The sequence below is a fragment of the Amycolatopsis sp. 195334CR genome (genome assembly GCF_017309385.1).
In the GTDB taxonomy this organism is placed as follows: domain Bacteria; phylum Actinomycetota; class Actinomycetes; order Mycobacteriales; family Pseudonocardiaceae; genus Amycolatopsis.
Genome location: NZ_JAFJMJ010000001.1, coordinates 4,505,143 through 4,518,790, shown reverse-complemented (window position 1 = coordinate 4,518,790; position 13,648 = coordinate 4,505,143). Strand labels below are relative to the sequence as shown.

Here is a 13,648-nt window from a genome sequence, read left to right as displayed (position 1 = left end):
CCGTTTCCACCGCGCCCGGCCCGAAACAGTCGTAACCTCACTCCGCCAAGTCGGCGCGCAATTGTTCTACGCCCCTGGCGATCATGCTCGTCCTGCCCAGGAAGGGGCACATCATGCTGGGTATCTCCGATCCGACGGTGGGCGGTGGCGACACCGGCACCAGCACCATCGACCGGCCGCCCGATGCCGAGCCGGAGGTGACGACCACCAACGGCCACGGCACCGCGGCGGCGGCCGAAACCCCCGCCCCGGCGGTCGAATTCGAGGAGGCCACCGCGGCGCCGCCGCTGCCGATCCGGCCCGTCCCGCCGATCATCGTGCGCAAGCGCCTGGTGCGCGGGCGCTACCGCAGCGCGAGCGGCAGCTGGCTGCTGACCCTGCGGGTGGACGTGGACGGGAACCGGCCGACCAAGCGGATCAGCGGCGATTTCTTCACCGTTTCCGGGTCGACCACCTCGTATTTCGGTTCGTTCACCGTGCATTCCCCGACGGTGACCACCACCGCTTCGCAGGTCAAGGTCGAAGGTCTGGGCACGTTCACCTGGGCCGCCGGTGCGCCGAAGCTCCGGCTCACCATCAACCGCGCCTCCCTGTTCGAAGCGCCGAAACCGGGCACGCTGGAATTCCTGACGGTTTCGAACAACCCGGGCGCGACCTACCACTGCCCGTTCGAATCCGGGTTCTTCCGCACCGTTTCCTACGAACAGGACTCGGTCGCGGGCACGGTGCCGTTCCTGGCCTACAACACCGGTTCGCTGCCGCAGCCCGCCGGCAGCCCGGCCCGCGTGCTGACCGTGCCCGGCGCGTTCGCCGAAGCCGGGCTCGAACTGCTGACCACCGGCGGCACGAACGTCATCCCGGTCTCCTCCGCCGGCGCGAACGCCAAGTGGAGCGACGCCGAACTGCACGCCGCCATGGTCAACCACTTCAGCGGGTTCACCAACGCCGCGCGGTGGCAGGTCTGGATGCTGGTGGCCACCGCCCACGACGGCGGGTACCGCGGCATCATGTTCGACTACGGCGACGCCTTCCAGCGCCAGGGCGCCGCGGTCTTCTACGACGCCATCGGCGGTGCCGACGCGGCCACCCAGCGCTCGCAGCTGCGCACCTACGTGCACGAGCTGGGCCACGCGTTCAACCTGCTGCACTCGTGGCAGAAGAACCTGGCGAACCCGCCCGCCCCGCTCGGCCCGAACGGCGGCCTCGCCGACCTGTCGTGGATGAACTACGACTGGAAGTACCAGGAATCGGCGGGCGGGCCCGGTGGCGCGGCGGCGTACTGGGCGGCGTTCCCGTTCCAGTTCACCGACAACGAGCTGGTCCACCTGCGCCACGGCTTCTACCGCGACGTGATCATGGGGGCGAACGCCTTCGGCACCGGCGCCGCCGAGGTCGACCCCGACCTGTTCGACGAGCCGCTGGTGGACCACTCGGGACTGGCGCTCGAACTGCGCTCGCCGAAACCCGGGTTCGCCTACGGGGAACCGGTCGTGGTCGAACTGAAGCTGGCGGGCACCGAGCTGCGCGGCCGGGCCACCCACGGGTACCTGCACCCGAACGACGACCTGGTCTCGATCGCCGTGCAGCAGCCGTCGGGCCGGACCGTGCTGTACCGCCCGATGTTGCGGCACTGCGTGGACGAGGACCGCACGGTCCAGGTCGGCGTCAACCAGGCGGCGCTGTACGAAAGCGCGTACATCGGCTTCGGCGCGGACGGGTTCCTGTTCGAGGCGCCGGGCACGTACCGGCTGCGTGCCACCTACATCGCCGGTGACGGCTCCCGGGTCATCTCGCCGGTGCTGCGGGTGCGCGTGCGCCCGCCGGCCACCCCCGCCGACGAAGCCGCGGCCGAACTGCTGCTCGGTGAGGAGCAGGGCCAGCTGCTCGCGCTGCTCGGGTCCGACGCGAGCCAGCTCGGCAAGGGCGTTTCCGCGATCGACACGCTGCTCGACCGCTTCCCCGACCACCCGCTGGCGGTGTACGGCCGGCTGGTCAAGGGGGTCAACCAGCAGCGCGACTTCAAGGAGCTGACCACCGACAAGACGCTCCGGATCCGCGAGGCGAACGGCACCGAGGCGGCCAGCCTGCTCGGCCAGGTCGCCGAAGCCTCGATCGCCGACTCCGGCGGCGTCGGCGGTGTCGATAATGTGACGCTGAACCTGGCCATGCGCACGCAGGCCAAGGCCGAGGCGAAGGCGGGCCACCCCGACCAGGCCCGCGACGTGCTGCGCCAGCTGGTCCGCACGTTCGAGAACAAGAACCTCAACCCGTTGGTACTGGAAGGAATCCGGCAGCAGGCGCGCGAGACGCTCGACGCGATCGAAGGAGCCGCGGAGGAGTAATCTCCCCGGTATGAAGCCAGGACAACCAGGCGGCGAGCACGGTTCGGGGCCGATCACCGCCTGGTTGTCCGTCCCGGACGGCGAGGTGGACCGCGGGGAGTGCGCGCTGGTCACCGCCGCCCAGGACTTCGGCCACCTGGTGCACTCCCGTCCGGCCGCCGTGGTGCGGCCGGTTTCTTCGGCCGACATCTCGGCCGCGATCACCTTCGCCGGCGAGCACGGCCTGCCGGTGTCCGCCCGGGGCGCCGGGCATTCGCCGTTCGGCCAGGAACAGGCCGAAGGCGGTCTCGTGCTGGACATGCGGAGCCTGCCGCCGGTGCGCGAGGTCTCCGGCACCGAGGTGACCGTCGACGCGGGCGCGCGCTGGCGGGAGGTTCTCGACCTGACACTGCCGCAGGGGCTGACCCCGCCGGTGCTCACTGACTATCTGGAGCTGACCGTCGGCGGCACGCTGGTGGTCGGCGGCATCGGCGGCGCCGCGCACCACCACGGCACGCAGACCGACAACGTGACCGAGTTGGAGGTCGTCACCGGTACCGGCGAGGTTCGTGTCTGCCGCCCCGGCGACGCGCTGTTCGACGCGGTCCGCGGCGGGCTCGGGCTGTGCGGCGTGATCACCCGCGTGAAACTGCGGCTGGTCCCCGCGCCCCCGACGGCCCGGCGCTGGAAGCTGTACTACCACTCGCTCGACGCCTTCCTGGCCGACCAGCGCATGGTGGTGCGCGACGGCCGGTTCGACTACGTGGAAGGCCAGCTCATCCTGGAGGACGGGGGCTGGACGCACATGCTCGAGGCGGTCACGTATTCGACCGCGTCGGTGGCGGATCTGAGCTTCGAGCGGATGGAGGTCGAAGACACTTCGTACTTCGATTTCCTGAACCGGATGGAAGAGGGCGAAGCGGCGCTGCGGGCGGAGGGGAGCTGGTTCCACCCGCACCCGTGGCTGAACGTGTTCCTGCCGGACGAGGTGGTGGGCTCGGTGGTCGCGGGCACGCTGGCGAAAACCCGGCGGGAGGACCTCGGCGGGACCGGGCTGGTGATGCTCTACCCGGTGCGGGCGAGTGCGTTGGACACGCCGCTGCTGCAGGTGCCCGCCGGTGAGCTGGTGTGGTTGTTCTCGTTGCTCCGCACGGGAAAGCCCGCCGACCCGGTGGAAAACGCGCGGCTGACGGAGTTGAACATCCAGCTGTACCGGCAGGCGAAGGCGCTGGGTGGCACGGTGTACCCGTCGAACGCCCTGCCGATGTCCCCCGCGGACTGGGCCGAACAGTTCGGCCCGGCGTGGGAAGCACTGGAAACCGCCCGGCACCACCACGACCCGAACCACGTTTTCGGCGCGGGACAAGGACTTCGCTGACTCAGCGGTCGCCGAGCATTTCGCGGAGGTGGGCCAGTAGTTCCGCCCGGTTCCCCGCGCCCAGCCGCTGGCGCATGCGGGCCATGTGGTGCTCGACCGTCTTCGCCGAGATGAACAGCCGGGCGCCGACCTCCTTGTAGGTCATGCCGCCCAGTACCAGCTCCGCCACCTGCAACTCCCGATCGCTCAACCGCGCCGAGCCCGGGGTGTCGTCGGCCGCGGCGCCCTCGGTGGCCGGGACCACCGGCGACGAGACCGCGCCCTGCAGCAACCGCGCGCAGTCGAGCAGCGCGACCATCGCCTTCCGGTCGGTGGTCCGGATCGCCGCCTGGCCGGCCAGCCGCGCGCCGTCCCACCACAGGCCGCTGCCGCGCAGGGCGTGCGCGGCGGCTTCGACCTCTTCGGCGTCGATGTCGCCGTCGAGCACCTTCAGCCAGCACGCCGCCGCGTCCGACACCGCGGTGAAGTACGCGCCGTGCCCGGAACAGGCGGCCAGCGCGGCGGCGTGGTCCTTCGCCTCGCCCGCGCGCTCGGCGATGATCGCCGCGTGGAGTTCGCTCCAGTGCAGGGAAGCCGCCCACAGCGGCGGTTCACCGAGTCCTCTGAGGACGGAGTGCGCCTGCGCCAGGTGCGGGGCCAGCCGGTCGCGTTCGCCCAGCCGCGCCGCGGCCATGGCGAACTCGCCGAAGGGCAGGAAGGAGAACAGGTCCACCGGGTGCCGGATCACCGCTTCGCAGGCCACGCCCCAGATCCGGCGCAACGCGGTCAGATCGCTGGTGCGCCGGGCGAGCCCGACCTCCAGGCCGACCGCGAACAGCCAGTCGCGCGGCTGCCGCACCTCCTCGGCCGCGTTGAGCCGTTCCGCGGCCAGCGTCGTGTCCCCGCGCACCATCGCGATCCACGCCAGCAGCAGCTGGTGCCGCGCCTGGAGCGTCACCCCGCCGGTGCGCGCGGCGATCGCGCGTTCCAGCAGCGGCTCGGCGATGGTCAGCTCACCGCTGTGCAGCGCCACCAGCGCGCCGAGCGCGGCCGGGCTGTCCGGCAGCAGCACCGCGCGGCCGACCGGTTCCAGCATCTCCGCCGAGCTGACCAAAGTGGACAGTGCGGCGGTCGGCGCGCCGCCGACCGACTCCACCACGCCGCGCGCCACCGAGGACAACGCGCCCGACAGCAGCGTCGGCGGCTCGTCACCGCCGCCCTCGGCCGCCTTTTCCAGCTCCCGCTCGGCTTCGGCACGACGGCCGGTGGCGATCAGGCTGATCGCCGCGAACGCCCGTGAACGCCGGGTGCCCGACCACTGCAGCAGTTCCGCGCTCCGGCCGAGCTGACCGCGGTGGGTCAGCGCGGTCGCCGCCACCCTGGCCCCGTCCGCGCGCCCGGTCGCCCCCGCCGCGGCGATGACCTCGTCGGCCAGCCGCAGCGCGCCATCCAGGTCCCCGGCCAGCGCGACCGCCTCGGCCCGCCGCGCGCCCAGTTCGGCCGCCGGGCGCCCGGCGGCGACCGCCGCCTCCAGCAACCGGGCCGCCAGCGCCGGATCCGACTCCAGCGCCTCCTCGGCCGCCGCCTCGAACGCCTTGGCCACGCTCGGCCCGGCGATCGGCTTGCCCAGCCACGGCCGCACCAGCCGCAACACCGGCGCCCCGCGTTCCAGCTGCAGTTCGACCAGGCGCTGCCGCACCGCGGCGTGCCGTTCGGCGGGCACCAGCGCGCGCAACGCCGCCAGCGTGATCGGCAGCAGCGTGCCGTCGGCCCCGAACAACCCGGTCGCCCGCGCGAGGTCGATCACCGCGCTGACGCCCTCCGGATCGCGCCCGAGCAGCCCGCCCAGCAGGTCGATGTCCGGCCCGGCCCCCGCCTCGACGGCGAGCAGGAAGCGCAGCACCCCCGGCTCGGTCCGGTCGAGTTCCTGGCGGATGCCGCCGAACGCGGCCAGCGGCAGTTCCCCGCGCTCCGCGGGCGGTACCGCGGCGAGCGCGGTCACCACCCGGTGCACGTGGCCCGGCACGCCGCCGGTCTGCACGCGGACGAACTCGGCCAGTTCGGTGGACACCCCGTACGCCGCCAGGTGTTCGGCGACCTGTGACTTCTCCAGCGGGCGCAACAGGATCTGCCCGCGCAACCGGCCCAGCACCGCGTTCAGCCCGGCCGGGCGCGGCCGCGGCCGCGCGGCCACCACCAGCCCGGTCCGCTCGTCCCCGGCCAACCGCGCGAGCACGGCCAGTTCCGCTTCGCCGTAGGTGTGCGCGTCGTCGGCGAGCACCAGGTCGACCGGTTCGTCCTCGGCGCGCGCCGGGTCGAACCGCGCCACGCTCAGCCCGGCGGCCGAGCACAGCGCGCGCAGGTGCTCCAGCAGGGCGGTCTTGCCGTGTTCCCCGGCCGCGACCACGGCCAGGCGCACCTGGGTGAGCCTGCGCTCGGCGATCGCGGCGCACAACTGCCGGGTCGGCTCGTCCAGCACCGGTTCGGCGCCCCGGGTCGACGCGGGTCGGGTCAACGGCTGTCCTCTCGCTCGGGTTCTCGCTCGGACCGCCTGCGCAGCGGGTTGGTGAACCGCTTCGGCGCCTCCAGCGGGGTGACCTCCACCGGCGGCCGCGGCGGTGGCGGGCCCAGTTCGTCGTCGTCCTCACCGGCCAGGAGCGGCGGTTCGAGCGTGCGCGGGATCAACGCGGTCGACTCCTCCACCTGCACCGCGCCCCGCGGCCGCGGGGACGGCTTGCGGCCCTCACCGGCCAGTCGCGGCCGGGCGACCAGCGCCGCGCCGCGGCAGACCGCCGCGGCCGGATCCGGGTCGACCAGCACCGGGCAGCCCAGTGCCGCTTCGGCGAGGAAGGTGACCAAGGGTATCCGCGCGCCTCCGCCGACCAGCAGGGCGGCAGCCAGTTCACCGTCCGGCACCGGCTCGACCAGCCGGTTCAGCTGCGCCACCGCGGCGGTCAGCACCGGCCTGGCCAGCTCCTCCAGCTCGGTCCTGGTGATGTGCACCTCGCCGGTGACGTCCGGCAGCGGCACGGTCAGCGAGGCCGACGGCGCCACGGACAGCCGTTCCTTGGCCAGCACGCTCGCGATCCGGAAGCCGGTCATCGGGCCGCGCAGGGCCGGGTCGGTGTGGTCGGGCACCTTCGCGCCGGACCGCGCGAGCACGTGCTCGGCGAGCAGTTCGTCAATCCGCGCGCTGCCGCGGCCCCCGCTGCTGCCGGTGTGCGCGAGCAGGTCGAACCCGCTCTGCGTGCGGCGGACCAGCGCCGACTCGACGTGCTCGCCGCCGATCCGGCAGATCGCGAGCACCGACCCGATCTCCAGGTCGTCCCCGGCTTCCCCGGCCGCGTGGTTCTCCGCCGCGGCGACGGGCTTCGGCAGCAGCAGCACCCCGGGCAGCCCGGCCGCTTCGAGCCCGGTCCGCAGTGCCGCGCGCCGGTGCGGGCCCCAGCCCGCCGGGTGCGCCACCACGATCCGGTCGGCTGGCCCGCCGAAGGACTCGGCGACCTGGTCGGCCACCCAGCCGGCGAGCGAGGCCGTGAGCACCTCGGCGGTGTAGAGGTGCTGACCGAGCACCAGCGGCACCGCGTCGCCCGTGCGCCCGAGGAAACCGCGGGCCGCGCTCTGCGGTTCGGCGAGCGCGCGCCGGGCCGCCTCCTGGCCGAACACCACCGACCCGTCCGGGGCCACGTGCAGCACCGACTCGACCCAGCGGGCATCCCCGTCGAGCGCCACCACCTGGGGTTCCCCCCAGGAAGCCCCCACCCGGCGGCACACCGCGGCGGTGGTGCGGGTGTGCCCGAGATCGATCCCCAGGACGTACGGCATAGGCGGGCGAATCCCTCGGCGAGCTTGCGCGGACAGTAGTTCTTCCTACCAAGAACACACCGTGTGCAGGGGTCCCCCATGCGAAAGAGTGAAACGCCCCCTAATCCCCTAACCGCCGTGCGGGCGTCCCACGTGCAGGTTAGGGCGGCGTGACCGGTGCCATCCCCGATGCGGCAACCCGCCCCCCTTACCTAGCGTTAGCCGGGCAGAACCCCCCGCCCGAGGAGTAACGAGTTGTCCCCCACCGGCCAGACCCTGCACGAGTTCGTGCTCAACCTGCTCACCGACGACGCCGCCCGGTCCGCCTTCGGCACCGACCCGGCCGCGGCCCTGTCCGGCGCGGGCCTGCAGGACATCACCGCTCAGGACGTCCAGGAGGTCGTCCCCCTGGTCCTCGACTACGCGCCCGGCGGGGTTTCGCCGGAGGCGCTCGAGTCGGGTCTGGCCGCCCTGCCCGCCGGTGACCTCGGCGCCGACGGCGCGATCCAGCAGCTGCAGGCGCTCGCACAGGTCGCCGGGAACGGCGCCGTTCCCGAACTGTCCGGACTGCCCGGCACGTCCGGCCTCTCCGGCCTGCCCGGCGACTCCGACCTGTCGGGGCTCCCCGGTGCCTCCGACCTCTCCGGCCTGACCGGCGCCTCGGACCTCTCCGGTCTGCCCGGTACCTCCGAGCTGCCCGGCCTCGACGACCTGACCGGTTCCTCCTTCGCCGAGGAGACCCCGCTCGGCTCCGTCGCCGGTGCCCACCAGGTCTCCACCGACGGCCTCGCCGCCACCGGCGCCTTCGCCGGTGAGCAGCTCAACAGCTCCGCCAGCGGCTCGGCGGGCACCGAAGGCGCCGCCGGTTCGCTCGCCGCCGAGACCGACGAGGCCGACCTCGCCGGCTCCGTCTCCGGCACCACGCAGGGCGCCGCGGCCGCCGGTGGGTTCGCCACCGAGCCGCTGTCCGCCGGGTTCGCCGGTGCGGGCGGCCTCGACGGCGTCAACGGCGCGTTCGCCGGTGACACCCCCGCCGGTGACTTCGGCGGCGACCTGTTCGCCACCACCGACGGCTTCGCCGGTTCGCTGAACATCGCCGGCCAGGAGTACTCGGTCGACAGCGACACGCTCGGCGACCTCGGCGGCAGCCACCTCGCCGGCCTCGGCGAACCCACCGCGCTCGACGCCGCAATGCCGCGCAGCGGTGAGGAAGCCGCTTCGGCCACCTCCGGCACGCTGGCCGGGTACGTCTCCACCGGCGGCGAGTGGCTGGCCGACGGCGTCGAGACCGGCGGCACCACGCTCGGCGGTTACCTGACCGGCGCGGCCCCGGCCGACCAGGTGGTCGTCGACGGCGCCGGCTCGCTGGCCGACCAGATCGCCACCGGCACCGGCCAGCTCGCCGGTCAGCTGGAGAACATGCCGATCGAGGTGCCGGACGCCGAGCTGCCCGCCGACCTCCCGGTGGACGCCCCGATCGACACCCCGGCGGAGCTGCCCACCGACCTCCCGGTCGACGTGCCGACCGACCTGCCCAGCCAGCTCCCGGTCGAGCTGCCGGAACTGCCCGAGCTGCCGGTGGCGAACCCGCTGCCCGGCGGCAGCACCGGCGGTGCCTCGGAAAGCCCGCTCGGCCAGCTGAACCCGGGTCACGGCCTGCCGGACGTGGGTGACATCACCGGCGGCTTGCTCGACTTCTAGACCACGGCGACTACCTCCCCTGTCGAGCCCGCGCCAGCTACACCCGCTCGGCGGTCGCCTCCCCGTGGCCCGGTCCGTTCACCTGAACGGGCCGGGCCACTTTTGCATTTCGATTCGGACACGGCACACTCCTTCGGGTGATGGCTCCGCCCTGGCTCCAGCTGATGGACGACACCATCCGGGCCTGCGCCGCGCACGGGACCCCGGATCTGCTCCGTCGCCTGCGTGAAAGACGCGCGCAGCTGATCGACCCGAAGCTGCGGATCCTGGTCATCGGCGAGACCGGGCAGGGCAAGAGCCAGCTGGTGAACGCGCTGGTCAACGCGCCGGTGTGCGCCACCGGCGACGATCTGACCACCACCGTGCCCGCGGTGGTCGAGTACGCCGAGGCGCCGACCGCGGCGGTGGTGCTCAACGCGGCCGAGCGCAACGACCGGATGATCGAGAGCGGGCCGTCGAACCAGCTGGTGCCCGCCGCGGTGGACTCGGTGACCGCCGACGCCAACCGCGAGGCCGCGCAGCCGGGCACCGAGATCGCCCGCGCGCACATCGGCCTGCCGCGCGCCCTGCTGGCCACCGGCCTGGTGCTGATCGACACCCCGCCCGCCGGGGACGCCGCCCGCACGGCGAACGCGCTTTCGGAGATCCTCCAGGCCGACGCGGTGCTGATGGCCACCGACGCGACGAGCGAGTTCTCGCCGAGCGAGCTGGAGCTGCTCGGCCAGGTGGCCAGGGTGTGCCCGACGGTGATGGTGGCGCTGACCAAGATCGACATCGTGCCCGGCTGGCGGGTGGTGGCCGAGCGCAACCGCGCGCGCCTGGCCAAGGCCGGGGTGAGCGCCACCGTGGTGCCGGTCTCGGCCGCATTGCGGCTGGCCGCGGCGAAGGCGGGCGACCGCGACCTCAACGCCGAATCCGGTTTCGAGGAGCTGATGCACCGGCTCAAGCACGAGTGGCTGGACCAGGTCGACGTGCTGCACACCCGGTCGGTGGCGGCGCTCGCCGGGATGACGGTGGACCAGCTGGTGCCGCCGCTGCACGAGGAGTTCGCCACCACCCAGCGCGGCGACGCGCCGGAGGTGGTCGCCCGCTGGCAGGCCGCCGGCCGCAAGCTGGAGCAGCTCCAGCAGGACTCCGCGCGCTGGCAGACGCTGCTCGGCGACGAGATCGCCGACCTGATCGCGGACCTCGAGTACGACCTGCGCGACCGCACCCGGCAGATCCTGCGCGACGTGGACGAGTACTTCGACGCCGCCGACCCCTCGCGCGACTGGGACACCTTCGAGGACTGGCTCCAGGACAACCTGGCCACCGTCGCCGAGACGAACTTCAACTGGCTGCTGGAGCGGTTCGACTGGATCGCGCACAAACTGGCCCGCCAGGTCGCGCCGGGTGACCAGGACCTGCTGCACGAGCTGCTGGTCGCGGACGCCCCGCCGGACCACGCGAGCGGGATGCGCAAGCCCCGCGTGGAGCGGTTCACCGTCGGCCAGAAGCTGTTCGTCGGCATGCGCGGGTCGTACACCGGCCTGCTGATGTTCGGCCTGGCGACCACGGTGGCCGGGATGCCGCTGATCAACCCGATCTCGCTGGGTGCCGGTGCCGCGTTCGGTGCGAAGAGCGTGTTCGAGGAACGCGGCAACCGGCTCAAGCGGCGGCAGGCCACCGCGAAGACCGCCGCGCAACGCCACGTCGACGACTTCTTCCTGGCCTACGGCAAGGAGAGCAAGGACGCCGCGCGGCTGTTGCAGCGCGCCCTGCGCGACCGGTTCACCGCCTACGCCCAGCAACAGCGCCAGGAGATCTCCGCCTCGGCCAAGGCGATCAAGCAGGTGATCGACACCGAGGCCGCGCGGCGCAAGCAGCGCGCGCAGGAGATCAGGACCGCGGTGAACGAGCTGGCCGCGATCCGCCAGCGGGTCAAGGCGATGGCGGCGGCGAAGATCGCGCCCAGTTCCCCGCGCGGGCTGATCGCGTGATCGCCGAGGCCGCCGGCGAACTGCTGCAGCGCGCGCTCTCGCTCTACCAGGACAGCGCCCGCGCGACCAGCTGGCTGGACCGGCACCTGGCGCGCTTCGCCGAACCGCTGCGGCTGGCCGTGGTCGGGCCGGCGGGCACCGGCAAGTCCAGCCTGCTCAACGCGCTGGCCGGGGACGAGGTGGCGCCGCTGAAGATCGGCGACCGCCAGGTGGTGACCTGGTACCAGGGCGGGTCGGCGCCGCGCGCGCTGGCCTACCCGCCGGGTGGGGCCGCGCCGTGGGAGATGGGTGCCGAGCGCACCGAGCGGCGGCTGCGCGTGGACCTGGCCCCGCTGGGCGGGCAGCAGGTGGACCGGCTGGTGGTCGACTGGCCCAGCCGCCAGCTCCGCGACCTGGTGCTGATGGACACGCCCGCGCTGGACCCCGAGGCGGGCCCGCAGGCGCTGGCCGGCGGGCTGACCGACGCCGACGCCGTGCTGTACCTGGTGCGGCGGCCGCACGGCCCCGAGTTGGGCGCCCTGCGCGCGCTGCACGGCCCGCCGAGCGGCTGGGCGCCGCCGGTGCACGCGATGGTGGTGCTGGCCAAGGCCGACGAACTGGGCGCGGGCCGGGTGGACGCGCTGATCTCCGCCCGCCAGGTCGCCCGCCGCTACCGCCGGACCGACGAGGTGCAGGACCTGTGCCAGGACGTGGTCGCGGTCGCCGGGCTGGTGGCGAGCGCGGGCCGCACGCTGAGCGAACCGGAGTTCGCCGCGCTTTCCGCGCTGGCCCAGGTGCCGCGGCCGGATCTGGAGAGCAGGCTGCTCTCGGCGGACCGGTTCATCCGCGCCGACGCGCCACTGCCGTTGAAGCCTGGTGCCCGCGAATGGCTGCTCGGCCGCTTCGGGCTGTTCGGCCTGCGGCTGGCGACCACGCTGATCCGCCGTGGCGCGAACACCGTGCCCGCGCTGGCCGGGCAGCTGGTGCAGCGCAGCGGGCTCGGTGAACTGCGGGACGCGGTCGCGCAGCAGTTCAGCGCGCGGGAGGACGTGCTGAAGGCACGCGCGGCCCTGCTCGGTCTGGAGGTGTTGCTGCGCCGCGAACCCCGGCCGGGCAGCGAGCAGCTGGCCGCCGAACTGGACCGGCTGGTCTCAGGAGCGCACGCGTTCAACGAGCTGCGCGTGCTCGCGGCCCTGCGCGGTGGCCGGACCGAGCTGCCCGAGGACCTGGCCGAGGACGCCATCCGGCTGACCGGGGGCCAGGGCGTCGGCCTGCTGGAACGCCTCGGCATCGAGGAGGAGGTCTCCCCGGCCGAGTTGCAGGAGGCCATCCAGGACGCGCTCTGGCACTGGCGCGAGCAGGCGGTCAACCCGGCGCTGAGCGGCGCCGCCCGGCGAGCCGCCGAAGTGGTCCTGCGCAGCTGCGAGGCGATGCTCGCGCGAGACCCGGCCTATGCCTAGTAGTCGAACTGGTCCACGTTGTCGTTGGTGATCAACAAGGGGTCGCCGAGCACGAGGGTCTTGTCGGCGGCGGTGTAGCGCACCGCGGGCAGCTCCGGGCTGACGTTGTTCATCGACTCGGGGACCTTGCCGTCGGCGGCCTGCTTCGCCGCCCACGCCGTCAGGTAGCCCAGGTTCTCCACGTCCCACAGCACCGACGCCGACGACGAGCCGTCGCGCAGGTACTCCTTCATCGTCTGCGGGGTGCCGACGCCCACGGTGAAGACCTGGCCGATGCGCCCGGCTTCGCGGACCGCCTTCGCCACGCCCGGCGCGGAGGTGGTGCACTCGCCGACCAGCCCGGTGAGCTGGGGGTGGGTGGTCATCAGCTCCTTGGCCTTGGCGGCCGCGGCGTTCTGGTCCTCGCCGACGTAGACGATGTCGACGATCTGCGCGTTGGGGTAGTTCTGCGCGGTGTACGCCTTCTGCACGGCGATCCAGGCGTTGAGGTTGGCCGCGGCCGGGCCGCAGGACACGATCGCGTACTGCCCGGTGCCCGCGGTCTTCTGCATCAGCGCGTCGGTCAGCGCCCGGCCGACGCTCTCCGCGCCCGCCTGGTTGACGAAGAGTTCGCGGCCGGAGTTGGGGGCGTCGGTGTCGGTGGTCAGCACCCGGATGCCCTTGGCCTTGGCCTCGGCCACCACCGGGGCGATGGAGTCGGGGTCGTTGGGGGCGACCACCACCACGTTCACCCCGCGGCCGATGAACTCGCGCACGATGGCGGCCTGCTCGGCGGCGTCCGCGGTGAGCGGGCCGCGGTAGGTCCAGTTCACGCCGAGCACCTGCGCGGCGCGCCTGCCGCCCTCGTTCATCGCGTCGAAGTAGGCGATGGACTGCACCTTGGGCACGAAGGCGACCTCGATGGGCCTGGCGGGCGGCTCGGGGGCCGGCTCGGCGCCACACGCGGCCAGGAGCAGGCAGGCCGCGATCACGGCGAGCCGTCTCGGCAGCCTCATCGGTGGATCCTTTCGTCGGGCGCACGCGCAGGACAGAACGAACGTCCACCAC

At 73.3% G+C, this 13,648-nt stretch carries 8 protein-coding genes; 5 read left to right on the top strand and 3 right to left on the bottom strand.

Translation table 11 applies throughout. The annotated features are described in order from the left end of the window. Positions 1-113 precede the first annotated feature (113 nt). Both JYK18_RS21125 and JYK18_RS21120 read left to right on the top strand, forming a co-directional pair. Positions 114-2,342 carry a hypothetical protein gene (locus JYK18_RS21125; RefSeq protein ID WP_206803655.1) on the top strand — a complete coding sequence of 743 codons (2,229 nt, stop codon included), beginning with the start codon at positions 114-116 and terminating at the stop codon, positions 2,340-2,342. Between the two features lie 10 nt (positions 2,343-2,352). Continuing rightward, positions 2,353-3,699, top strand: a complete 1,347-nt coding sequence (locus JYK18_RS21120) for an FAD-binding protein (RefSeq protein ID WP_206803654.1) — start codon at positions 2,353-2,355, stop codon at positions 3,697-3,699. Position 3,700: 1 nt separating this feature from the next. On the opposite strand, the gene JYK18_RS21115 is transcribed toward JYK18_RS21120, so the two are convergent. Then, complete coding sequence (locus JYK18_RS21115) at positions 3,701-6,193, bottom strand: helix-turn-helix transcriptional regulator (RefSeq protein ID WP_206803653.1); 2,493 nt, start codon at positions 6,191-6,193, stop codon at positions 3,701-3,703. Continuing rightward, on the bottom strand, positions 6,190-7,503 hold the full coding sequence (locus JYK18_RS21110; RefSeq protein ID WP_206803652.1) for an Hsp70 family protein: 1,314 nt from the start codon (positions 7,501-7,503) through the stop codon (positions 6,190-6,192). The genes JYK18_RS21115 and JYK18_RS21110 overlap by 4 nt, the downstream gene beginning before the upstream one ends. A 234-nt stretch (positions 7,504-7,737) precedes the next feature. On the opposite strand from JYK18_RS21110, the gene JYK18_RS21105 reads away from it, so the two are divergent. The 3 genes from JYK18_RS21105 to JYK18_RS21095 all read left to right on the top strand — a co-directional run bounded on the left by JYK18_RS21105 (position 7,738) and on the right by JYK18_RS21095 (position 12,601). Beyond that, complete coding sequence (locus JYK18_RS21105) at positions 7,738-9,183, top strand: IniB N-terminal domain-containing protein (protein ID WP_206803651.1); 1,446 nt, start codon at positions 7,738-7,740, stop codon at positions 9,181-9,183. A gap of 137 nt (positions 9,184-9,320) precedes the next feature. Beyond that, on the top strand, positions 9,321-11,162 hold the full coding sequence (locus JYK18_RS21100) for a dynamin family protein (protein WP_206803650.1): 1,842 nt from the start codon (positions 9,321-9,323) through the stop codon (positions 11,160-11,162). Then, on the top strand, positions 11,159-12,601 hold the full coding sequence (locus JYK18_RS21095) for a hypothetical protein (RefSeq protein ID WP_206803649.1): 1,443 nt from the start codon (positions 11,159-11,161) through the stop codon (positions 12,599-12,601). The genes JYK18_RS21100 and JYK18_RS21095 overlap by 4 nt, the downstream gene beginning before the upstream one ends. On the opposite strand, the gene JYK18_RS21090 is transcribed toward JYK18_RS21095, so the two are convergent. Beyond that, the gene (locus JYK18_RS21090; protein ID WP_206803648.1) at positions 12,598-13,596 is read right to left on the bottom strand and encodes an autoinducer 2 ABC transporter substrate-binding protein; all 999 of its coding nucleotides are present in this window, start codon (positions 13,594-13,596) and stop codon (positions 12,598-12,600) included. The genes JYK18_RS21095 and JYK18_RS21090 overlap by 4 nt on opposite strands. Between the last annotated feature and the right edge of the window lie 52 nt (positions 13,597-13,648).